The organism is Eubacterium maltosivorans (assembly GCF_002441855.2).
In the GTDB taxonomy this organism is placed as follows: domain Bacteria; phylum Bacillota; class Clostridia; order Eubacteriales; family Eubacteriaceae; genus Eubacterium; species Eubacterium maltosivorans.
Map to the genome: position 1 here is coordinate 3,849,064 of NZ_CP029487.1, position 22,194 is coordinate 3,871,257.

A 22,194-nucleotide genomic window follows, 5' to 3' on the forward strand; every position below is an offset into this window, starting at 1 on the left:
TTATAACAATTATCCCGCGACAATCAAGAGATTATCTGGCGGGATAAGAAGAATATTATTGCGCCTCCCACTCCTCGGTTTCGAGCAGCAGCTCCTCCCAGCGGTTCGTCAGGCTGGCCACAGCTTCTTTGGCGGTGTTATAGGCGGCTGTGACCGTGTTTACATTGTCCAGGTCGTCATAAAAATCGTTCTGGCACATCTGTGCTTCGTAATCTGCGATTTCGTTTTCCAGGCGCTCGATATCCGTTTCCACGGTTTTCAGCTCCTTCTTTTTACCGCGGAATGCGGCCTCCTGCTCCTTCTGTCTTTTGCGGTCTGCCTTCTGCTTTGTCTTGGTGACCACGGTCCGGTTTTTTTCTGCCTCCAGGGCTTCCAGCAGGGCGGCCTCATCCTTGTAATGGAGATAGTCGTCATAATTGCCAAGGGTGACCTCAATACCCGTGGGGGTGAAGTTATAGATTTTGGTCGCCACCCGGTTGAGGAAATAACGGTCGTGGGAGATGAACAAGAGCGTCCCCTGATAGGCGATCAGGGCGTTTTCGAGGATCTCCTTTGTGCGCATATCAATGTGGTTGGTGGGCTCGTCCATAAGCAGGAAGTTGGACTGGGACAGCATGAGGCGCGCCAGAAGAAGCCGGGCCTTTTCGCCGCCGGAGAGAGAGCTCACAGCCTTGAACACATCATCGCCAGTAAACAGGAAAGCGGCCAGAATACTCCGCAGCTCGCCCTCGGTAAAGTGCATGTCGATATCCCAGAGGGCCTCCAGAAGGTTTTCGTCATAAAACTGCTTTAAGTCGTTATTTTCCTGGTCATAATAGCCGACATGAACCTTATGGCCGTATTCGATGACGCCGCTGTCCCGCGACACCTTATCCTGGATGATGCGGAACAGGGTGGTTTTGCCGATACCGTTGGCCCCGATGATGCCCACCTTGTCGCCGCGGTGGATATCAAAGGAAATATTCTCGAAAAGGGGCTGTCCGTCAAAGGATTTTGATACGTCGCGGACAGTCAGGACATCCTTGCCGCTCTGGATGCGGGGCTTGAAGTTAAAATGGGCGTCGGATTCGGTCTGCACCTTTTCGACCACCTCCATTTTTGCCAGAGCCTTTTCACGGCTGGCAGCGCGCTTGGAGCTGTGGACAGAGTTATAACGGCGGAACCGGGCAATCATTTCCTGCTGGCGCTTGATTTCGCGCATCTGCTGGGCATACTGATGGTCCAGATCCATGAGCAGCTTTTCTTTCTTTTCCACATAGGTGGTATAGTTGCCGGTGTAGCTGTCCAGGGAGTGGCGTGAGACTTCCAGAATACGGCCGCAGACTTTGTCGAGAAAGTAGCGGTCATGGGAGATGATGACAAAGGCGCCGTCGTAGGCCTTCAGAAACTGCTCCAGCCATTGGAGGGAGTCGATATCCAGGTAGTTGGTGGGCTCATCGAGGAGCAGAAGCTCTGGTTCCTGAAGCAGGTTGCGCCCCAGGGCCGCCCGTGTTTTTTCGCCGCCTGACAAAACGCCAAAGGGCTTTGCCATATCCTCGTCGGTAAAGCCAAGGCCCCTGGCAATGCCGCGGATGCGGCTGGGGTATTCATAGCCCTTTTGCTCTGCAAAGAGGTCCTGAAGCTCGCCGTAGGTTTTCATGAGCTTTTCCTGCTCTGCACCGTCGGTTTCACCAATCTGGTGCTCCAGCTCTCGCAGCCGCTCCTCCATTTTGATGAGCGCGTCAAAGACAGAGAGAAAAAGGGTGTCTAGCGTGGTGTCCGCTTTAAAATCAGCTTCCTGGGCCAGATAGCCAATGGTAAGGTTGGATTTTTTGCTGATGACGCCGCTGTCGGGGGTAAGTCTGCCGGCCAGCAGCTTGAGAAAGGTGGACTTGCCTGAGCCGTTGCGCCCCACCAAGCCGATCATTTCCTTTTCCTGTATGGAGAGGCTCAGTTTGTTAAAAATTTCATTGATGCCGTAACTAAAACTAAGATTTTCAATATTTATAAGCATAGGGTTTTCTGCCTGTTCTTTCCATAGTATTCCTTATATATGATACCAAAAAAGAGGGGGTGTGTCGACTGCGGACAGAGTCAGGGAAAAGAAATTTGCGAAATGATGAATATTTTGCATCTAAATGGGTATAAAAAGAATGTATTCCAAAATGAGGAGGAGGTTTGATGAGAAAACTGCTTAATAGCTTTAAAGAAGTCCTTGTATCAATTTTACCGATGACGGTTTTGATTTTGATCATCAGTGGTATCTGGGCGCCCTTCACGCCTGAGATGCTCGCGTCCTTTATTGGCGGAGCCATCATGATGATGATCGGCATGGCGCTTTTTTTGTTTGGCGCGGACATCTCCATGATGGAGGTTGGTGAGCGTGTGGGAAATTTTCTGGTTTCCCGGAGAAGCTTGAAAATTCTGATTATCGCCGGCTTTTTTGTGGGCATGTTTGTGACCATTGCCGAGCCGGATGTGCAGGTGCTGGCTGGCCAGGTGGCAGCAGTCTCGGAGGGGAGCATCAACCGGACGATGCTCATCGCTGTGGTCGGCGTTGGGGTCGGTATTTTTCTGGTTATCGCGCTGCTGCGCTTTGTTTTTCAGATGAAGCTGTACCATATCCTGATCATTGGGTATATCGCTGTTTTTGCCCTGTCCTTTTTTACGAACCCTGAGATGGCGCCAGTAGCCTTTGATTCCGGCGGCGTCACTACTGGTCCCATCACAGTGCCCTTTATACTGAGTCTGGGCAGCGGGATCACCAGCGGCGTAAGAACCAGCAGGGAAGGAACAGACAGCTTTGGGATGGTTGCCCTGTCCTCGCTGGGACCGGTGCTGGCCGTCATGATTTTGGGGGTGATCTTCAGATGAGCCTGATCAGTCATTTATTTCACGGTATGCCGGAGGTGGCATGGGAGGTTTTTCTGGCCATCCTGCCCATTGTTTTGATTTTTCTGTTTTTGAACGCCATTGCGCTGCGGCTGCGGGCTCCTATTATCAAGCGGATTATAGGCGGCTTTGTGGTGACTTACCTGGGGCTGGTGCTGTTTCTCCAGGGCGTAAACATTGCCTTTGTACCGGCCGGCGAATTTTTGGGCACAGCCCTTGCAGAGCTTGAGTACAGCTGGATTCTCATTCCGCTGGGCTTTGCCATCGGTTTTCTGGTCGCCTTTGCCGAGCCAGCCGTCCAGGTCATGGTAAAGCAGGTTGAGGAAATGACCAGCGGCGCCATCAAAGCACGCGTTATGCTGCTTGCGATCTCGCTGGGCGTGGCGTTAGCGGTTATGACGGCCATGATCCGGCTGCTGGCCGGTATTTCGCTCTGGTGGATTTTGATTCCGGGCTATATACTGGCCTTTATTCTCGGCCGCTTTGTGGAGCCGAATTTTCTGGCTATGGCCTTTGATAACGGCGGCGTAGCCACTGGCCCCATGTGCTCGACCTTTATTCTGTCTCTTTCAGTGGCTGTGGCGGGCGCGACGCCAGGACGAAATCCGCTGCTGGACGGCTTTGGCGTGGTAGCGCTGATTGCCCTTGCGCCGATTCTGACAACCCTGCTTCTGGGCTTCTTTTATAAGCAGAAGGAGGCCTACAGGAAAAGGCAGTGTGAAAAGCAGCCGCGTGATTCTTAACCGGTATTGACAGAAGATTTTAATCATATATAATATGTAGATTACTTAGCGAATGATGGAGGAAAAAATGGAAGACAGAAATAAGATTAAGACCGAACTGATTGTGGTGATTGTGGAAAAGGATATGTCCGGCGAGGTCATTGACGCGGCCAAACAGGGCGGCGCTGACGGAGCGACCGTTATGTATGGCCGTGGATCCGGCATCCATGAGAACGCCCGGTTTTTCGGCATCACCATTGAGCCTGAAAAGGAGATCGTTCTGATTCTGGTGGACGCGTCCATAAGGAACGCGGTGCTCTGCTCGATCCAGAAGAAAATCGAAATCGACAGGCCGGGCATGGGCATTGCTTTTGTGCTGGATGTGGCCAAGGTGATTGGCAGCCCGCACCTTAACCTGATGTCGGACATCACCGATTAATTGCTTTTAAAGACACCCCGAAGGCGCTTGTTTGCCCGGTTTCTGAAGGAATTAAAAAACTTTGACACTTTTTTAATTAATTCGACCATAAAAATTGACGTTTTTTTAACAACTTGATATAATAAAAAGGATAAGTACGACGCAGGAGGGGAGTGCAGAATGCAAACTTTTTCAAAAAGGGTATCGATGACAGTTGTTAAGCGTCTGCCCAAGTATTACCAGTATTTAACCGATTTACAGGATCAACATATTGAAAAAATCTCGTCTAAGGAGCTGGCGGCTATGATGGGGCTGACCGCCTCGCAGATCCGGCAGGACCTGAATTCCTTTGGCGCTTACGGACAGCAGGGCTACGGCTACAAGGTAAAAGAGCTGAAGGAGGCCATTCGCAAAATTCTGGGGCTTGATCTCCAGTATAACTGCATTATCATCGGTTCTGGGAACCTGGGACATGCCATTGTCAATTACGAGCGCTTTAAGGAAGAGGGCATTCACTTCAAGGCCATGTTCGACGTGGATCCGGATCAGATTGGCAAAAAGGTCGGAGACGTGACTGTGTACCACATGGACGATCTCGACGCCTTTGTGGCGCACCATAAGATTGATATCTGTATCCTGAGTGTACCGCAGAAGGTCGGGCAGGAAACCACAGACCGTGTCGTAGAGCTCGGGATCAAAGCGATCCTGAACTTCGTGCCTCTGGACCTGACGGTGCCGGACGACGTGGTGGTAGAGAGTGTGAACATCACCGACAGTCTGTTTACCTTAACCTACCTGATTAACGAAGAGGAAGAGAACGAATAACCAGAAATACCAGCAGGCTTAAGCCTGCTTTTTTGGTGGAAAATAGGAGTTGTGTTTCAAAAAAATCTATTATATAATAGAGTAAAATATAAACGAGATTAATACTAGGGCAAATCTGCTGAAAGACAGAGACGCAAAGCTACAGGGCCTAAACATACATTGTAGGGTAGCCAGCTGCAGTTAAACCCATAACAGGAGCTGTAAAATGGCAGGAAAAAAGACAAACGAAACCATTGAAAATAATGTTTATAACGTAGCTTTGCGTAATATTTACGACGAGCTCTATGAACTGAACATTACCAAAAATCATTATCGGATCATCTACCATGTAGAGGGTAAATATGTGACGCCGCCAGAAGACGGCGCTTTGACAGACGGTATTGCCGATGTGGCAGCGCACATGATTCACCCGGAGGATTCGAGACGTTTTTTGGATTTTTTTGATATTGATAAAATACACGCGGCACTGGCTTCCGGAAAGACCAGCGTCATTGGAGAGTTCCGTAAGCTTTGGGAGGACGGCGCCTATCACTGGGCCTCGCTGACCGTTTTTCCAGCGGATATTGAAGGCGAGGAGGATGAGATCCTGCTCTGCTTTATCATGGATATTGATTATAAAAAACAGCTGGAAGCCGTTGAGAAGGAAAACCAAAGCCTTCAGAAAAAGCAGATGGATGACGAGCGTTACCGTCTGGTGATTGGGCAGACAAACACCCTGGTATTTGAGTGGAACCCAGAGACCGGAGAGCGCTATTATGCGCCCCGGTTTTCGGAAAATTTTATGGGCAGCTATGACGGCCGGGACATCAAGGAAATCTGGCTTGACGATGGGGTCGTCCACCCCGGCGATATTGAAATATTAAAGCAGAAAATGAGCATGGACGCCATCAGCAACGGGCAGGTAGAGCTGGAAATCCGGCTCTGCAATAAGAAAGGCCGCTATATCTGGTGTAAAATTGTATTTAATGTGCTTTACAATGAGGATGGCGGCATCAGCCGGGTGATCGGTACCCTGAACGACATCGACGAATCCAAGCGCGCGCACGAAACCCTGAAATACCGGGCAGAGTTTGATATGTTAACCGGTATCTATAACATCAATACCTTTTATTCCCGGGCAGAAAAGCTGCTCAGGGAGCATCCGGAGCAGAAATATGCCGTGGTGCGCCTGGATGTCAACCGCTTTAAGTTTATCAATGATCTGTATGGACGGGAGGAGGGAAACCGGCTGCTCCGCTTTATGGCAACTGTTATTTCGGGCCATATGGGGCCGATGGACGCTTTTGGGCGCATGAACAGCGATGTGTTCTGTCTCTGTATGTCCTATGGTTCGGGTGAGCCACTGCTCAGGCGTATTCAGAAAATACTGGCGGAGATTAACCAGTATTCAGAAACCTACCAGGTTATGCCCTCCTGCGGTATCTGCATTGTGAGGGACCGGAATGTCCAGATCAGTATCCTATGCGACTGGGCAAACCTGGCCCAGAAGACCATTAAAGGGAGCCTCATCAAGCAGTGGGCCTTTTACGATAAAAAGCTGAGAGCCAAACAGATTGAGGAGCAGCGGATCGAAAACGAGATGGACGACGCGCTGAAAAAGCACCAGTTCAAGGTGTATCTCCAGCCCAAGCACAATGTGCAGACAGGCAGCGTGATCGGCGCGGAGGCGCTGGTGCGCTGGGATCATCCTGAAAGAGGGTTCCTGACGCCCTACCGTTTCATCCCGCTTTTTGAGCGCAACGGCTTCATCATCAAGCTGGACGAATACGTCTGGGAGGAAACCTGCCGGATCATTAAATCCTGGCTGGACAGGGGGATGGAAGCAGTTCCGGTGTCGGTTAATGTGTCCAGAGTGCAGGTATATAACCCGAATTTTTATAAAAAGCTGCTGCATATTATAAGACGCTACGATATTCCCAAGGCGCTTTTAGAAGTCGAGCTGACTGAGAGCAGCTTTGTAGAGAACACGGTGGATTTGTACCGCGGCATGGAGCGGTTGAGAGAGGAAGGAATCTCCTTTTCAATGGACGATTTTGGATCAGGCTATTCCTCGCTCAATATGCTCAAAAATGTACCGGTCAACACCATTAAGCTGGACCGTGAGTTCTTTAACGAGAGCGTGGCGACCCAGAAAGGTAAAACCATCATTGAGCATACCATCGGCATGATCAACGACCTGGAGCTTCAGGTCATTGCCGAGGGCGTAGAAACGGGCGATCAGGCAGGCTTCCTGAATGCCTGCGGCTGCCAGGCTGCCCAGGGCTACTATTATTCCAGACCCATGCCGGTCGAGGAGTTTGAGAAACGGTTTTTAAAAGAGAGTATTTAAAAAAAGAGCTGCGCGCCAGGTGCAGCTCTTTTTTTAATCCTTATTGTCCCGGCCCGCCCTGCATATCCTGCGGAGTGCTGCTGCCGGGCCGGTTCCCGCCTGGGCCGCCCATGTTGCCGGGACCACCGCCCATACCGCCGCTGTGGGTGCTTCCGTCCTCGCCAATGCTTGTGACGGAGGAAGAAGGGGTGACAGTGGTCAGGTCTGCGCCGCCCTTTGTCAGTGTGTAGGTGACGCCGGTCCGGATATCCGGCGTGCTGATGATAATATTCTGGAATGTCTTAGACGGGGTGTAGCCTGCGATTTCCTCCCCGTTCGCGTCCTTCAGGCTGATGGTGGTGCCGGCCGCCTGAGAAGCGTTAAAGGTCAGAGAGATGCTGTTCTGGGCAGAGTCTGACGACGGCGTCTGGAGCATACCGGAGCTGCCCGCCGCGATCAGAGTGCCGCCGGCCAGGTTATAGGCGCCGTCGTAGTCCAGAGCGCCGTTGCCGCCATCGGTGGGCCCATCGATGGTAACCGTGCCGCTGGTCTGGTTGATGGAGGCGTTGGAATCGAGCCCGTCGCCGCCGGCGTTGATATACCATTCGCCGCCGTTAATGTTCAGCACAATGGAACCGTCGTCCACACTGGCGCTTTCCATGGGGTTCTGCCCAGGCCGGCCGTTTTGTGAGGAGCCGTCGCCGCCCGCGGCGTTGATGCCGTCGTCGCTTGACACAATACTGCCCTTGCCGCCGTTCAGCGTGATGCTCATGCTCTCCAGGCCTTCATAGGACTTGGTAATGTCAAAGATACCACCGTCGATGGTCAGGGAGGTGTCGGCATGGATGCCGTCATCGCCGGAGCTCAGGGTAAAGGTGCCGTCTTTAATGTCGATGGTGCCATTAGAGTGAATTGAGTCGTCAGACGAGTCAATGTGATAGGTACCGGCGTTGATGACAATGGCGTTTCCGGCCTTCAGCGCCTTGGCGCTCTGGGCCATGTCGTTGGCGTCATCGGAGGCAGTCTGGGGCGTCGGCTGCCAGCTTCCCCAGGTGCTGCCGGGGGTTCCTGCCTTATCGCTGTTGTTGGCGCTTCCGCCGCCTGTGACCAGGCTGAAGGTGCCGCCGCCCACCGTAAGAGTGTTTTCGGCCTGGATGCCGTCAGCTCCTGCGGTAATGTCAAAGGTACCGCCGTCGATCTGGATGGTGCCCTTGGCAGTATCCTCATCATTGGTGGCCTTGATGCCGTCGCCGGCAGCGTTGATGGTGATGGCGCCGCCCGCGATTTTGGTGGCGTCGCGTCCCACAATGCCGTCATCCGCCGAGGAGGGAATGGTGATGGTGCCAGACATGATTTTCAGGTCGTCCTTTGAGGTAATGGCGTCGTTGTAGCTGCCAGTCACCGACAATGCGCCGTCGCCGTTGATGGTCAGGTCATCCTGCACATAGAGCGCCGCGCTTGGAGCATCTGTGTCCGCACTGTCCCGTGACGCGCTGTCGGTCAGGCTGTTCTGGGTGCCGGCCTCCAGGGTAACGAGGGTTTTGCCGGCCTGCCTGCTGTAGATGGCCGCGCCACTGCCCGAGGTGATATGGGCGTCCTTGAGCACAAGGCGGACCGTGGCGTTTTTGTCAGTGTCTATGACAATGCTGCCGTCATTCAGGGTACCGGAGAGCACATAAGCGCCGGCCCCTGTGATGGTGAGGGTGCTGCTGTTTACGGTGGCGCCGTCGCCGGAAAAATCAATGCTGTTTTCCTTCAGCGTAACGCTCTGGGGATTTTCATCACTATAGTCTGTGTCATAGTCCTCCGCGTCATAACCGGCCGCTGTGGCCGTGGTGTCTGCGCCGGAGGAGGTTCCGGCCTTTGCGCTGCAGCCGGCTGTGAGAACCGGCAGGAGGATAAAGAGCGGAATAAAGGCTAAAAATAAAAGGCTTGTTTTTTTCATGTTTTTTCTCCTAAAGGGCCTCAGAAACCGTCTGGGGCCGGCCGCAGATCACCGTGAGGTTGCCGTTGCGGCAGCGAATGGCGTCGATGAGGGCTTTCTCATCCTCATCCCGCTTCAGGACAATGTGGTATGAGAGTTCATACATGCTGCCGAGGTTGGTGGTTTTAACGCGTTCCAGAGACACCTTTTTTGTGTAGGTACTGAAAATATCATCAAAAATTTCAGAATAGTCCAGGTTTTCGGGAATGGTGACGCGCAGCTCCTTGTCAAGCGGCTTGCGCTCGCCAAAGGGAGAGCGGCAGAGAATGAGCATGACCAGGCTGATAACAATGGTGATGACTGCGGCGAACACCACGTAGCCAGTGCCGGTGGCCAGCCCCACCGCCATGGAAAAGAAGATGCTGCTGATCTCCCGGGAGCTGCCCGGAACCGAGCGGAAGCGGATTAGGCTGAAGGCGCCGAGCACGGCCACGCTGGTGCCAAGATTGCCATTGACCAGCATGATGACAATCTGCACCATGGCAGGCAGAAGAGCCAGCGTGATGACAAAATTTTTGGAATAGGTACCGTGCGCCATGTAAACCACTGCGATGACAAGCCCCAGAATAAGGGATACAAAGGTACAGATCAGTGCAGTGCTGATGGTCATCTGGCCGGTGGTGGCTGTGTCTATGATTGTTGTGAACAAGCGGGGTTCCTCCCTTCTGTTATAAGCTTGCGCTTGTAGACGCTGCCGTATTTGGAAAAGGACATAGGGTAGATCTCGAGCTCTGAGAGCATGCCGCTCAGCCAGAGGGGCATGGCGTCGGGAATCTTGATCTCCATGAGAACCGCCTTCGAGTCGAGCAGTGCTGTGCCGCTATCCCCGCGGGCAAGGCTCATGTTTGATTCCCGGCTGCGGATATTGGCGTCAAAGGTAATGCGGATATTGTTGTTTTCAATACCGTAGCAGGCAATGCGGTCATAGGCCAGAAAAAGCTTGGGAACCGGCCTGTAAAAAGACAGAAAATAGTCGATCTCCCGGAGAATCTGATTGTCGAGGTCCGGGCGCAGGCCGCGGTTGAGCCAGGCCTCGGCCTGGTTCAGGGATATGGCGGCCCGGCGCTTGTAAACAGTGCGTTGCCATTTTTTCTTGATCTCAATATAGACGGTGTCCTGGGGCCCGGGTACGCCGTAGCTGCGCAGGCGCAGCTTCTCCTTGTAGGGCGGCTTCTCGATGGAATGCCGGATCAGGTCGTAGTGGGGGGTGTCGTAGTAAATATTACAGATGGTGTGGCGCCCGTATTCGTCCATCTGCATATAGGGCTTTAGAGCCTGTATGAGCGGCCAGTACTTTTCGCCGGACAGATGATATTTTTTCTCGATCCTTTGAAAAACATTGTTGCTCTGAGTGGGTGTGTTCATAAGTATTTCCTTTCATTTCAAACTTTACAAAAATTTTACATGACGAATGTGATGAATTTATGATGTTTTTAAGAATTCTGGGTGAAGAAAGGAAAGAACCGCGACCGGTATAGACGTTTTTGAGAAGCTTTATAAAAAAAGTAAAAAAATGGCAGCCTGTACCCCAATCGGTACGGCTGCCATTTTTTCTTTTCATTTCCAGATTTATCACTCGTTTTGAACCACTTTTTTCTTTTCATTCTCTTTTGCCTGAACCTCATCCGCCTTGTCGCCGGTATACTGCATATAAACAATGGCAGCCACAGCAATGATCATCCCGACAATTTGGAGGGAGCCGAGATGCTGGCTCAGGACCATAAAGCCCAGAAGCGCGGCCGTGGTGGGTTCAAGGACAAAGGTCAGGGAAGCCGTCGAAGCTTCGATATAATTGTAGGAAACGGCGATGGTTCCATAGGAGATAACCAGAACGGCAAAGTAGCCGAGCAGCATGAGCCACATGGTCAGGCCGCCTGAAGGGGCAGCGGCCGCAAATTCCCGGAACACCTCGGCAGGCGTGGTTTTAAAGGAAAAAACAATGAGCCCCATGGCGTTGGAATAGACCAGGTACGCCAGATAGGAAACGCCGTTTGAAATATGATAATAATCAAAAAGGTAGGCGAAAGCTAAGCTGAAACAGTTGGCCAGCCCCCAGAAAATACCAATGGTTGTAATATCGCTGACATGCGTGTTAAAAAGATTAAGCACCAGCACCATGCCGAAAACAGCGATGACACAGGCGATAAGCTTTTCCTTGGTGATCTTTGATTTAAAAAAGATGCGCATCAGAAAAACCAGAACAATGGCGTTTGAGAAATCCAACAGCGAGGCGACAGCGATGGGCAGTGAGTTGAAAGACCGGATCGAAGTATAGATGTAAATAGGCGACGCGATCATTCCGCTGCACACAATGAGGGTAAAGTAGAACAGCTTCCTGGGCAGCTTGAGAACCTTTGGCTGTGTGATCAGGGTATAGATCAGGTAAAAGGCAAGGACAGCTAACGGCGTAAAAGTCGACATGGCGTTTTCGGAAATGCCAAGGCTGTCAAAATAGTTCAGAAACACGCCAAAGGTACCGGTAGCCACCGCGGAGGAAGCAGCCAGCAGGACGCCGTAGGCAGCGCCCTTATGTCTGAGAAAAGGCATTATCTTTCACACTCCTTTGGGCATAAAGGCTATTCGACGTCAACTTCAGGATTTGCATTTGCAGAATCCTGGGTGAGATCGGATGACTTGGCCTGGGCGGCAAGCTCAGCCTTTTCGCGTTTGCCTTCGGAGTATTGCATATAGACAATGGCGCAAACCGCAATGGCGATCCCCAGCATCTGGAGCGGCGTCAGGGTTTCGTGCAGGATGATAAAGCCAAGAATGGCTGCGACACTGGGCTCCAGAACAAAGGTGAGCGCGCCGTAGGAGGCATCGATATAATTGTAGCAGGCCGTAATGGAATAGTAAGACCACATGAGCACCGCGCAGTAGATAAGCGCCACTACAATGACGATAGCACCGTTTGCGGAAACAGATTCCATGATGTTCTGGCCGACCGCCGCCGGGTTAGAGGTGAGCAGCAGAATGATGGAGCTACACAGGCAGGCATAAATCTGAGTGGTGATAACCGGCACATCATGGCTGATGTGAAAATAGTCGATTGAGTACACAAAAGCCAGAGCGCAGGCAACCGCAACACCCCAGAAAATCCCCATGCTGGTGATCGGGACACTGTCGTCCGGAGCCACCGCGCCAAAGGTGATAATCTGAAGTACCAGCATGATGCCCACAATGGCCAGCACACAGCAGATGAGCTTTTCTTTGGTGATCTTCTGCTTAAACAAAATCCGCATCAGAAATACCAGAACGATGGAATTTGAAAAGTGAAACAGCGATGCGATGGCCATGGGCAGGTTTGCGAATACGCGGACATAGGTAAAATTATAAAGCGGATAAAGCACAAAACCGCTGACTGCGATCATTGTAAAATAATAGAGCTTTTTCGGTGCGAGGAGCAGTCTGCGGTCCTTAATCAGCGCGATGAGTAAAAAAGCAAAAAACATGAATACCGGGCCGATCAGCGTGACGGTGTCGTCGCTGAGTCCAAAGGCAGCCAGGTAATGCAGAAAAATACCGAAGGTACCGGTAGCGACAGCGGAGCTGCAGGCCAGAAAGATACCAAACCCTACACCTCTTTTTTTCGTTGCGTCCATTTTTCTCTCCTTAATATAGAATTCATTTAATCAGGCAGGGAAGGGAGTCCTGTGCACAGAACCCCCGAAAATCATTAATGCAGGTATTTGTCAAAGATTTCTTTCATCTTGACTTTTTTGTCTTCCGGAATTTCAGGCGCAACGTAGGCGTCCATCCGTTTTTTCAGCTGATCGTCGATGCGCTGTGTGATATCCTTGTTTTCGATAACGTATTCTTCGTAGGTGCTGCGGACACCGAAATCCGGGAAGCTGTGTTCCTTGCGGTAGTTGCGCAGGGTGTTTTTATGTTTGACATAGGTGCCGTGCTGCCCAACCTCGGTGATCAGGTCAACCGTTTTGTCAATATTCATATCCTTGGCCGGCTTGATATAGGCCTGAACATGCTTGATGATTTCTTCATCCAGAATGAATTTACGGTAGTTGGCGCTGTTGAAGCTGTCGAGGCTGCCCAGCATAAACATGGCGATATCCAGCTTGGCGGCAAAGGCGTTCATGATGGCAGCTGTCGATTCGAGCGCAGCCTGTACGTCGCAGTTTTTGGCGTCAGTGCTGCCGGACGGCATATCAAAGGGCACTTCATAGTAGCCGGCCATCTGGCGTGCCATGGCGCACATTTTAATGCTTTCAGAAGCGCCGGTGCAGAGCTGAAGGGTACGCATGTCTGTGATGCAGGTATAGGTGGAGTAAACCACTGGCAGGCCTGGATTAATGAGCTGGATCAGTGTGAACATGGCCACGTTTTCCGCGTTGGTCAGGACCACGTTGTCAATGCCGGTGATCGGGCCGGTCAGGCCGGCTGCGGAACAGGGAGTAACCTCCATGACCTGATTCTTTTCAGCCGCGTAGAACAGGCCATCCAGCAGCTCTTCGTCAAAGCGGAGCGGCGAAATCGGAGACAGAGACGCGAACAGGGGATAACCGCCTTCCTTTTCTGTGAGCAGGTGCATGATTTCCATGGTCATGTCGATGGTGTTGCGGTCGACAGAGCACAGATTCATGGGCTTGTCCATGTGCAGGAAGTATTCATAGATGGCGGTGATAACACCCTCCTTGTAGGTACAGTTGTCTGTTGGGAATACGATCAGCTGCCCGCCAATATCGACACAGTTGCTGCTCTGAGACAGCTTGAAGAAATTGCGCATGTCATCAAAATTAACCTTGCGGCGTTTGAACTCTTCATCGATGATAAAGGGGGAGGTAGCATTCGGAGCGATGAGAGGACGGTCGGTCGCGCCGATGTTGACAGAGCGGTCCGGGTTGGCCGCGTCCAGTATGAAGGATCTCGGAGCAAGCTTCATACAGTCTTCGACAACCTTTGGTGGAATCTTGATAATATTGCCTTCAACCGTGGCGCCGTGTTTTTTAAAAATTTCATGGGCGCGTTCGTCGCACATTTCAACGCCGCATTTTTCCAGTACATCCAGGGTAGCCTGATGGACATCTTCGATCTGTTTTTTAGTCAGGGGTTCATAAGTAAAGTTCATTTTTCTTTCCTCCTAATTTTGTGCATATTGTGTTATACACTGTACCTGTATTCTAATACGTTCCGGTACCTTTGTCAAGAAAAATCTTAAAAAAAATCTATTTACAAATAAAAACCTTAGAAAACCTTTAAATTATGCGGTTTAAACCTGAAAAAAACTTTTTGTTGTGGTATGAACTAAAAACGTGTTATAATAAACAAAATTTGAAAAAGCAGAATTTACAAAAAATACATTTTGAACATATAATATTATGCACAGAAGCGGTGCGGATAAGGTGAGCAAATGGAGCTTTTTAAAAACAGAAAACCGATGGCAGGGATTCTCTTAGGCTGCGCCGGCGCGGTTACGACCGGCATCTTTGGAATCTTCTTTAATTATTTTGATTTCATTGGTCTGAGTGAAAGCGGCCGGACAATTTTAACGCCCTTCTTTGTTTTTATATGCTTTTTCTCAGTGGCGCTGATCAAAAATCCTAAAAGCCTGATCTTAAAAAATAAGCTTTTGTACCTGACCACCATCTTTGTGAGCGGGGGCATCCTGTACGCCACCTACAATTATACTTATGTAAGGGCAATCGAGAGCCTGCCTCTGGCCATCACCTCACTGTTTAATTTCTCCAACGCCGTCGTGCTGGTGCTTCTGATGCGTTTGTTTTTTAACGAAAAAATTACAGTTAAAAAGGTAGTCTGCTGCCTGATCAGCCTGGTCGGAATCCTCTTTGTCCTGGAAATATTCTCAGGCGGAGACGGCGATGTCACGGCAGCCGGCATTTTCTGGGGCGTCTCAGTAACTGTAAGCCTGGCCTTTGCCTATACCATCGACTATTTTCATATACAAAAAGAGATCCCCTTTTATGTGATCCAGACCTACACCTGTCTGGGCGCCATGATCGTTTACTCCTTTAATTATTCGATTCCGGATCTTTTTAGGGAGCTGGGGAGTATGACCGTCCAGCACGGCGCTGCACTGTGGCTTGTGCTGCTGCTGTACTTTATCAATGTCGCCATTTCATACGGCGCCACCACGGCGGCTTATAACTTTATCGACGCATCCTACACCTCCATGACCTATGTCCTGGAGCCGACTGTCGCGGCGGCCGCGGGGTTCTTTCTCTATGGACAGAGGCTCTCCGCCGTTCAGATCATCGGGATGGTCATATCCGTCAGCGCCATTGTCTATATGCAGTATATCGAGAGCAAAGGCAAAGGGTAAAAATGGAAAATGACAAAGCAGAGGTGGCAGAAAAGGCTTTGCGGTGTCAATGAATTCTAAATTATGATATAATCAGTAAAAATAAAGAACAAATTTGAGCATATAAATAATATGATATACAGGAGGCAAGCGAATGAACTTAGCAGCATTGACCGAAAAAGTCGTAGAGCTGGAAGATGAAATGGTGACCCGCATTGTGGAGCGGGCGCTGGATCTCGGGGCTGCCCCTATGGAAATTGTCAACGCCGTCAATGACGGCCTGGACAAAGTGGGACTGCTTTACGAACGCGGGGAATACAGCATCTCGGACCTGATGATGGCCGGCGTTATTTTTGAGGATATTTTAAACATGGAGGGAATGCAGTTTCCGGCAAACCAGCAGGAGGAGGTTTTTGCCGACACCATCCTGCTGGGAACCATCGAAGGCGATATCCATGATATCGGAAAAACGATCTTCCACTCCCTGGCCGTTTCAGTCGGTTTTAACGTCATCGACCTGGGGGTAGATGTGCCGGCCGGGCGTTTTGTGGAGGAGGCAAAACGCTGCCATCCCAGCATTATCGGCATCAGCGCAGTACTGACCAACACCGTTGGCGCCATTCAGCGGGCCATCGATTTGCTCAAGGGCGACCCCGAGACAAAGGACATCACCACCATTATCGGCGGCGCCATGGTCAATATCGACATCGCGGCCATCTCCGGCGCCGACGCCTTTGCCAAGACCGCCAAGGATGGCGTGACCGAGTGTATCCGCCTGAAAAAGCTGTTTAACGAAAAAAGACAGGGTAAGAAGCAATGAGCAATTCTAAATTTAAGTACGAAGAAATCATTGAGAGCATCAAGCATAAAATATCCACCAATGTTTACAAGGATAACGACCCGCTGCCCTCAGAGACTGCCCTCTGCGCCGAGTATGGCGCCAGCCGGATAACCGTCCGAAAGGCGATTTCAGTCTTACTCTCGGAAGGGCATCTTTACTCCATTCAGGGGAAGGGCAACTACATCAAAAATGTTAAGAAAAATAAGTTTTCCATGCGCTACAGCTGTAAAACCATTTTCAACAATGGCTATGACGAGGCCAAGCTGATCTCCTCAAGTCTTGTAACGCCAGACGTTTACATGGTCTATAACCTGAATATCGCCCCCAATGAAAGAGTCGTAGCCTTGAAGTGGCTGATCTATGAGGATGGGCTGCCCATCGCCTATGATGAAAAATATCTGCCCTACTTTGCAGGGATCAATATTTCAGAAAAAAGTCTGAAATATAAGGATTTTTCAGATCTGGTTAAGAACAAGATTTCTGTCTATGAGATGTACCAGGACCTGAGGATTAAAGGTGTCAACGCCGACGCAGATGTGGCCGAAAAACTGCGCATTCCAGTGGGCAGTATCCTGATGCTTGTCGAGCTTAACGTCTACGACCAGAGCGGTCTGCCCTTTGGATGGGGCAAGCTTTATATCCTGCCGGATAAAACACGGTTTTTTGCCAGGACAGAGTAGGAGGGACCCTTGTGAAAGAGTACGAAAACATCGTAGAGGACATAAAAAACAAGATCATCAATAACAATCTGGTGGCAGGAGATAAGCTGCCCTCCATCAAGGAAATGACCAAAATATACAACGTGAGCAGCATCACCGTGCGCAACAGCCTGTCGATCCTGTCCAACGAAGGCTATATCGAAACCCGGGAGCGCTCCGGCTGCTATGTGAAGGAAAGCGAAAACGACCTGTTTCATATGTTTTTTAACGAGATCACCAATATTAAGGAAACCATTCTGGACACCAAGATCCTGAGTATTTCCCAGATTTTTGATTTTAACGGCCTGGAGGAATTTGACAGCCAGAGCAGCGAGCAGATCCAGACCATTAAAATCCGCCGGACCTTCAATTCTTATCTCGACGCGCCGGTGTCCTATGATATTAAATATCTCCTGCATCACTTCAGCGGTGACACCAAGAAAATGTTTTATTACGACAACCTGCGCCGGATCGACTATTTTCTGGAAAAGGAAATCAACAAAACCCTCGAGATCCGCATGATCCGCCCAACCCAGGACATTATCAACGCCCTGAGTATCTCAGAGAGCACACCCGTGTTCTATTTCAAGCAAAAATATTATGATAAATACGACCAGCTGGTGGCCGTTGGCCAGACTTACACCATTGCCGACAGCATACAGGTGGTGGCTACTAGCCGGAATGGGGTGTGAGGAAAGGCTTAATCATGGTCAATATGGTTATATTTTTGGGGAGAGAGGGCGATTCTAACAGCACAGATAATGACCAGAATAATTAAAAACATTGCAGGAAGACCGCCGATATTTGAAAGCATTTTTATACCAGTGATCCCCTCGCTGACCGACATCATAATCCACGTTACAATACCGACAACAGCCACCCATATTATAATAAGAAACTTAGGCGGTTCAGGTGATTCTGGGGAAATACCCTTACTGCAGAGACTGGAGATGGCAAGAGTCGTAGAGTCCGACGCTGTGACAAGAGAGATAAGAACAGCAATCAGATAGAGAGGAACAAGAAAGGACTCAAGCTGCAAATTGTTAAAAAGTTGATAAATCACATTCTCGTAACCAGTGTTAAAGGCTTCGATCAGTCCAGAGGAGGGATTGTTCATCAAGCTGTTAATCGTAGCGCCTGAGATAATTGTAAACCATATAATGCCAAAGAAAGAAGTGACAAGAAGATTCATGAGAATAATTTCTTTTACCTTTCGGCCATAGCAGATTCGTCCTAAAAAAACAGCGGTAATGGGCGTCCAGGCCATCCAATTAGCGAAATAGTAAATGGTCCAGCTTTTTGACCATGGGTCGTTTGCCGCCGCGCCTGTAAATAAAGAGCCTTTAAAAAATGTGGTGATAAAATCTCCAAGGCTTTCAGTTGCAAAGCTAAAAATAAAGGTGCTCCCTCCAAAAAGTAAAATAAGCGCTAAGATAATAAAAAAGATATAAACGTTAATATTTGAAAGATATTTAATGCCTTTATTAATCCCGGAAACGGCACTTGCGAGCGTTATACAGCTGATAACAGTGATAATAATTCCCCAGATAAAGATATTCGAATCGATCCCGAAAATTTTACTGATCCCGCCATTGATACTCAAAACGGCAGCATACAGGGATGCGGCTAAGCCGGACACTAAAGAAAATACACAGATAAAATCAATGATATTCCCGGCTGATTTCTGATGCTTTTCTGGAACAATCGGTGAGATAACCGATCCTAAAGAGAATGGCTTTTTCATATTATAATAAACAAAGGCAAAGACAACCGTCATAAGAGTATAGAGTCCATATGGAAGCAGTGTCCAGTGGCGAAAAATCGCAGACATCGCAAAGACTGCTGAATCAGGGGACAGTGCTTCAATACCAGAAGACGCCGGAGGATAGAGCATGTGCTGAACAGGCTCGGCAGCACCCCAAAACACTATGCCGGAGCCGACCGTGGTGCATAGCGTGATTGAAAACCAGTTCCAAATCGAAAGGGTGGGTTTTGCCGCTTTACCACCGATGACGATATGACCAAGCGGCGAAAAATACAGAGCAATGCACATAATGAATACGGCCAAAGTTGTTAAGATAAATAACCAGCCAAATTGATCGAGAATCCAGGCGTAAAAGCTGCTGGTTAACATAACAAAAACATCATTGTTAGAAAAAGCTAAAAAAATACAACTGCAAAACAACATTATTGCCGGCAGAAAAACGATTAAATTTATTTTTTTATTTTTCATTTTGGCCTCGCTTAATACTTAATAATAGAATATTAAAGATTACCTCCTGCAGCTAAAATCCGCATGATCTGATTTACAGGAGGTAATATAATGAATTAATCGAATTTAATTAAATACTATCCCGATACTGCGGAGGCAGATACGGCATAAGGAGTTTATTTTGTTCTTCAGTAATACCGGGGGCTTCATAAGCCGAAATTCTATGTTTAACCTCCTTTCGGGCGGTTTCCAGAACCGAAACAGAACCTTCATTCTGCCAGGTGCTGACATCCTCCTTGTTAAGATATTTTGCCATATAAAATTCTTCCCGGTACATCTTTGGCGTTCGCCCTTTTAAGAAAGACCCTCTTGGACCCGTTTCGTGTAAGATATCCATACATAATTTTTCATCAGAGCAATCAATGCCATCGACCATTCTTCGTGCAAAGGCGACCGCTTCTTCATCTAAAATAAATTTTTCATAGCTGAACAGATTCATGCTTCCCATCATACCGGTCGCATGGAAAATTAAATCAGTACCCGCCTCCATTGTTGACTGTATCATAAACATTGACTCGAGGCCTGCCTGATAATCGACATCTTTAGCGTCCGCTTGTCCGCCGCCGGTTCGACAGGGGATGTTATAATAATCAGCCATCGCGTTTGAAGCGTAGATCATCAGCATGGTTTCAGGAGCGCCGAAAGTTAAAAGTAAAGTTTTCAGGTTCGTGCCGGTGGAGGTGTTGCCGTAAATGCAGGGAAGACCAGGCTGTATGAGCTGAGCAAGAACAATACCGGCAAGAATCTCGGCATTCGCGAGGATCATCGTGGAGATAACGCTGTAAGGCGCGGTCAATACAGGCATGGCACAGGGTGAAAACCATAGCGGCTGATTCGATTCCGCATAAGCAAAAACGCGTTCTAACGGGTCGTGGTCATAGCATAAAGGTGAGAGTGAGTTTACACAAAAGGTATTAATATATTTAGTTTTGTCCGTTATGCCTTCATAACGCCGAATGATCTCAATATCATCTAACGTGTGCTGATAGATTTCATTTTTGCCAAGGTTAAAAGTATTGACAAGCATAAAAGAGGTAAGCGTACTGTATTTTAAACTCATAGCAGTATGATAGTGAATGAGTTGTTTCTTATCCAGCCCCTTTGTATCCGGCAGATACTCCAGTCTGTTGTATTTTAATTCATTGCTGGTGCAGCAGATTTTAAAAATGTTGATGATATCCTCATTGGTCGTTTTCCGCACCCTGCCTTGATCGGAAATATAAACAGGACCGCCGCCGGGCATGGTAATTCGGCTGGCGTCGCCGATTCTGAGATTTCCCTTACTTGAAGTTAATTCAAAGCTTTCGGGCAGCTGCCGTAATAGCGGCTCGATTTTTTTTCGGTCAAAGAAAACTTTTTCACCTTCAATTCGAAAGCCGTTTTGGCGGAACAGAGCAAGCGCACGTTCATTTTCGAACAGAACGCCGACTTCTTCTAACAAAATCAAAGAATTTTCGTGAATTTTCTCAACGGTTTCCTGCGATACGTAGTGACTGTATTTTTTAGTATTCATAAGATATCTCCTTGCTTTTGTAAGACATTTTCAGATTTTAACGCTCTGTTTTTGCCGCGTTTATAGATTATAATGGCAAAAACAATCGCAACAATTGCCCAAATGACCATCCAACCAAATATCATATTAAAGCCCATAACAGGGTCTTTATCAAGCCAGGAGCCCATAATGGTCGTCATAAAAGCATCCGGCGACAGCGCAATAAACGAGATAATGCCAGAAGCCATTCCGGTCAGAGCCATTGGGATACCGGCGTCGCCTAAAACTGAGAAATAGACAGACTTAATACCATAATAGAATAACGGAAGAACCATACTGATTAACAGACAAAGTGTGACCATTCCACTTGACAGAGGCGTCGCGACAGCAAGAATGATAACGCCGATTAAAAGATAAACAATGAAAAGGAGCCTCGATTTTGCTTTATCGGCTAAGACGCCGCCAAGCAGCCCGGCGATAACGAGAATACCATAATTACGGACAATCCCGAGACCGCTTGAAATTTCAGCTGAAATCCCTAAAATTTGAGTTGTATAGGTTCCTAAGTAATTAACGCCAGCCATAAAAGTGCAGTAGCAGGCAAACATAAAGATTGATAAAATCCAAGTTTCCGGCAGCCGGATCGTTGCGATAAAATTTTTCCAGGTAGAAGGTTTGTCTTTACCCTTTTCAGAGGCATTCTTTTTTTCGGCCGGGCTTGTTTTTGGCAGAAAAATAAGGCTCAGAACAGCAAAAACAATATACGACACACCAAGTGTAATAATAATTGTCTGCACACCAACTTTGATTTCTGTGAACTGAACGACCAGCGCTAACAGGCCAAGGCCCGCGCCGCAGCCGAGAACACCTCTCAGCGCTTCGCTCGTTCCATACAAGCGGCTCTGTTCATCATCATTTCCAAGGCCGCGTAAAAATTTGATATAGGCAGGCCACATCGTAGCAGAATTAAAGAAAGCAAACAAAGAATAAATAAGAATCAACGAAGTGTAAGAGGGATACATCGCCTCCCAGAAAGCAAGTCCGGCACAGACCGTAAAAGAAAGCGTCATCAGGCTTCGGATACTAAAGCGGTCAGCGAAAAAACCTCCGATAAAATAACTGAACAACGCGACCAGCCCATAGATAGACCCAAGATTTCCGAGTTGAAGGTTCGTCAGCTCATATGCGGCGACATATTGGTCGTAAAAATAAAACCGTATATAAGGAACAATATAGATTAATTGACACATAATACTGATTAAAAAAACTAAAAAGTTTCTTTTTCCTTTTGACATCGAAGTCGTCATTTTAGTTCTCCTTTTTCTTATATTTTTTCGATATATTTTTGCGGTACATTTCTTCGTCAGTAAGAAATTTTTTGAAGCTTACAATGTTAAAGCTTCCAATAATACCACAGGCATGGATATAAGCCTCCTTAGTTGTTATTCAATGCGCAAAGAATATATGATTATCAAATGCAAGTTGT

Annotated in this window: 19 protein-coding genes and 1 riboswitch; of the genes, 9 read left to right on the forward strand and 10 right to left on the reverse strand. The window is 48.7% G+C overall.

All coding sequences use genetic code 11. The annotated features are described in order from the left end of the window. Positions 1-55 precede the first annotated feature (55 nt). Positions 56-1,993: an ABC-F family ATP-binding cassette domain-containing protein gene (locus CPZ25_RS17865; RefSeq protein WP_096919018.1), complete on the reverse strand. Its 1,938-nt coding sequence runs from the start codon at positions 1,991-1,993 to the stop codon at positions 56-58. Between the two features lie 167 nt (positions 1,994-2,160). Here CPZ25_RS17865 and CPZ25_RS17870 point away from each other — a divergent pair, with 167 nt between their 5' ends. From CPZ25_RS17870 to CPZ25_RS17890, 5 genes are all read left to right on the forward strand, one after another. After that, the gene (locus tag CPZ25_RS17870; RefSeq protein WP_096919017.1) at positions 2,161-2,853 is read left to right on the forward strand and encodes a DUF1538 domain-containing protein; all 693 of its coding nucleotides are present in this window, start codon (positions 2,161-2,163) and stop codon (positions 2,851-2,853) included. Further along, positions 2,850-3,614, forward strand: coding sequence for a DUF1538 domain-containing protein (locus CPZ25_RS17875; protein ID WP_074616552.1), 765 nt, complete (start codon positions 2,850-2,852; stop codon positions 3,612-3,614). The genes CPZ25_RS17870 and CPZ25_RS17875 overlap by 4 nt, the downstream gene beginning before the upstream one ends. 67 nt (positions 3,615-3,681) lie before the next feature. Beyond that, entirely contained in the window at positions 3,682-4,032 is a 351-nt protein-coding gene (locus CPZ25_RS17880) for a P-II family nitrogen regulator (protein ID WP_074616553.1), read from the forward strand. Between the two features lie 159 nt (positions 4,033-4,191). Then, a complete protein-coding gene (locus tag CPZ25_RS17885) occupies positions 4,192-4,836 on the forward strand; it encodes a redox-sensing transcriptional repressor Rex (protein WP_058695554.1) in 645 nt (214 codons plus the stop codon). A 98-nt stretch (positions 4,837-4,934) separates the two neighbouring features. Continuing rightward, a riboswitch (cyclic di-GMP riboswitch) is annotated at positions 4,935-5,018 on the forward strand. 23 nt (positions 5,019-5,041) lie between these two features. Beyond that, positions 5,042-7,165, forward strand: coding sequence for a sensor domain-containing protein (locus CPZ25_RS17890; RefSeq protein WP_058695553.1), 2,124 nt, complete (start codon positions 5,042-5,044; stop codon positions 7,163-7,165). Positions 7,166-7,205: 40 nt separating this feature from the next. Here the strand turns inward: CPZ25_RS17890 and CPZ25_RS17895 are convergent, their stop codons facing one another. From CPZ25_RS17895 to CPZ25_RS17920, 6 genes are all read right to left on the reverse strand, one after another. Then, positions 7,206-9,089 carry a carbohydrate-binding domain-containing protein gene (locus CPZ25_RS17895; RefSeq protein WP_096919016.1) on the reverse strand — a complete coding sequence of 628 codons (1,884 nt, stop codon included), beginning with the start codon at positions 9,087-9,089 and terminating at the stop codon, positions 7,206-7,208. Between the two features lie 10 nt (positions 9,090-9,099). Next, on the reverse strand, positions 9,100-9,777 hold the full coding sequence (locus CPZ25_RS17900; protein ID WP_096919015.1) for a DUF4956 domain-containing protein: 678 nt from the start codon (positions 9,775-9,777) through the stop codon (positions 9,100-9,102). Beyond that, positions 9,759-10,493, reverse strand: a complete 735-nt coding sequence (locus CPZ25_RS17905) for a polyphosphate polymerase domain-containing protein (RefSeq protein ID WP_096919014.1) — start codon at positions 10,491-10,493, stop codon at positions 9,759-9,761. The genes CPZ25_RS17900 and CPZ25_RS17905 overlap by 19 nt, the downstream gene beginning before the upstream one ends. A 207-nt stretch (positions 10,494-10,700) precedes the next feature. Further along, positions 10,701-11,675, reverse strand: coding sequence for an EamA family transporter (locus tag CPZ25_RS17910; RefSeq protein ID WP_074616558.1), 975 nt, complete (start codon positions 11,673-11,675; stop codon positions 10,701-10,703). Between the two features lie 29 nt (positions 11,676-11,704). After that, positions 11,705-12,730, reverse strand: coding sequence for an EamA family transporter (locus tag CPZ25_RS17915; protein ID WP_096919013.1), 1,026 nt, complete (start codon positions 12,728-12,730; stop codon positions 11,705-11,707). 74 nt (positions 12,731-12,804) lie between these two features. Then, a complete protein-coding gene (locus tag CPZ25_RS17920) occupies positions 12,805-14,214 on the reverse strand; it encodes a trimethylamine methyltransferase family protein (protein WP_096919012.1) in 1,410 nt (469 codons plus the stop codon). 282 nt (positions 14,215-14,496) lie between these two features. Between CPZ25_RS17920 and CPZ25_RS17925 the strand changes: the two genes are divergently transcribed. The 4 genes from CPZ25_RS17925 (at position 14,497) to CPZ25_RS17940 (ending at position 17,636) form a co-directional block, all read left to right on the forward strand. Beyond that, entirely contained in the window at positions 14,497-15,426 is a 930-nt protein-coding gene (locus CPZ25_RS17925) for an EamA family transporter (protein ID WP_096919011.1), read from the forward strand. A gap of 133 nt (positions 15,427-15,559) precedes the next feature. Then, a complete protein-coding gene (locus CPZ25_RS17930; RefSeq protein ID WP_058695546.1) occupies positions 15,560-16,225 on the forward strand; it encodes a cobalamin B12-binding domain-containing protein in 666 nt (221 codons plus the stop codon). After that, positions 16,222-16,926 carry a GntR family transcriptional regulator gene (locus CPZ25_RS17935; protein WP_058695545.1) on the forward strand — a complete coding sequence of 235 codons (705 nt, stop codon included), beginning with the start codon at positions 16,222-16,224 and terminating at the stop codon, positions 16,924-16,926. Before CPZ25_RS17930 ends, CPZ25_RS17935 begins: the two co-directional genes overlap by 4 nt. Before the next feature lie 11 nt (positions 16,927-16,937). Beyond that, positions 16,938-17,636, forward strand: coding sequence for a GntR family transcriptional regulator (locus CPZ25_RS17940; protein WP_058695544.1), 699 nt, complete (start codon positions 16,938-16,940; stop codon positions 17,634-17,636). 8 nt (positions 17,637-17,644) lie between these two features. Here the strand turns inward: CPZ25_RS17940 and CPZ25_RS17945 are convergent, their stop codons facing one another. The 3 genes from CPZ25_RS17945 to CPZ25_RS17955 form a co-directional block, all read right to left on the reverse strand. Continuing rightward, positions 17,645-19,177 carry a BCCT family transporter gene (locus CPZ25_RS17945; protein WP_096919010.1) on the reverse strand — a complete coding sequence of 511 codons (1,533 nt, stop codon included), beginning with the start codon at positions 19,175-19,177 and terminating at the stop codon, positions 17,645-17,647. 109 nt (positions 19,178-19,286) lie between these two features. After that, positions 19,287-20,729, reverse strand: coding sequence for a trimethylamine methyltransferase family protein (locus tag CPZ25_RS17950; protein ID WP_096919009.1), 1,443 nt, complete (start codon positions 20,727-20,729; stop codon positions 19,287-19,289). Then, positions 20,726-22,015: an MFS transporter gene (locus tag CPZ25_RS17955; protein WP_096919008.1), complete on the reverse strand. Its 1,290-nt coding sequence runs from the start codon at positions 22,013-22,015 to the stop codon at positions 20,726-20,728. Before CPZ25_RS17955 ends, CPZ25_RS17950 begins: the two co-directional genes overlap by 4 nt. Positions 22,016-22,194: the final 179 nt, after the last annotated feature.

Bases quoted from the DNA above. Each gene is read 5' to 3' on its own strand.
- CPZ25_RS17920 (WP_096919012.1), bottom strand. From the start codon at position 14,214: ATGAACTTTACTTATGAACCCCTGACTAAAAAACAGATCGAAGATGTC.
- CPZ25_RS17915 (WP_096919013.1), bottom strand. From the start codon at position 12,730: ATGGACGCAACGAAAAAAAGAGGTGTAGGGTTTGGTATCTTTCTGGCC.
- CPZ25_RS17875 (WP_074616552.1), top strand. From the start codon at position 2,850: ATGAGCCTGATCAGTCATTTATTTCACGGTATGCCGGAGGTGGCATGG.
- CPZ25_RS17880 (WP_074616553.1), top strand. From the start codon at position 3,682: ATGGAAGACAGAAATAAGATTAAGACCGAACTGATTGTGGTGATTGTG.
- CPZ25_RS17930 (WP_058695546.1), top strand. From the start codon at position 15,560: ATGAACTTAGCAGCATTGACCGAAAAAGTCGTAGAGCTGGAAGATGAA.
- CPZ25_RS17945 (WP_096919010.1), bottom strand. From the start codon at position 19,177: ATGAAAAATAAAAAAATAAATTTAATCGTTTTTCTGCCGGCAATAATG.
- CPZ25_RS17925 (WP_096919011.1), top strand. From the start codon at position 14,497: ATGGAGCTTTTTAAAAACAGAAAACCGATGGCAGGGATTCTCTTAGGC.
- CPZ25_RS17935 (WP_058695545.1), top strand. From the start codon at position 16,222: ATGAGCAATTCTAAATTTAAGTACGAAGAAATCATTGAGAGCATCAAG.
- CPZ25_RS17905 (WP_096919014.1), bottom strand. From the start codon at position 10,493: ATGAACACACCCACTCAGAGCAACAATGTTTTTCAAAGGATCGAGAAA.
- CPZ25_RS17955 (WP_096919008.1), bottom strand. From the start codon at position 22,015: ATGACGACTTCGATGTCAAAAGGAAAAAGAAACTTTTTAGTTTTTTTA.
- CPZ25_RS17895 (WP_096919016.1), bottom strand. From the start codon at position 9,089: ATGAAAAAAACAAGCCTTTTATTTTTAGCCTTTATTCCGCTCTTTATC.
- CPZ25_RS17885 (WP_058695554.1), top strand. From the start codon at position 4,192: ATGCAAACTTTTTCAAAAAGGGTATCGATGACAGTTGTTAAGCGTCTG.
- CPZ25_RS17890 (WP_058695553.1), top strand. From the start codon at position 5,042: ATGGCAGGAAAAAAGACAAACGAAACCATTGAAAATAATGTTTATAAC.
- CPZ25_RS17910 (WP_074616558.1), bottom strand. From the start codon at position 11,675: ATGCCTTTTCTCAGACATAAGGGCGCTGCCTACGGCGTCCTGCTGGCT.
- CPZ25_RS17865 (WP_096919018.1), bottom strand. From the start codon at position 1,993: ATGCTTATAAATATTGAAAATCTTAGTTTTAGTTACGGCATCAATGAA.
- CPZ25_RS17870 (WP_096919017.1), top strand. From the start codon at position 2,161: ATGAGAAAACTGCTTAATAGCTTTAAAGAAGTCCTTGTATCAATTTTA.
- CPZ25_RS17950 (WP_096919009.1), bottom strand. From the start codon at position 20,729: ATGAATACTAAAAAATACAGTCACTACGTATCGCAGGAAACCGTTGAG.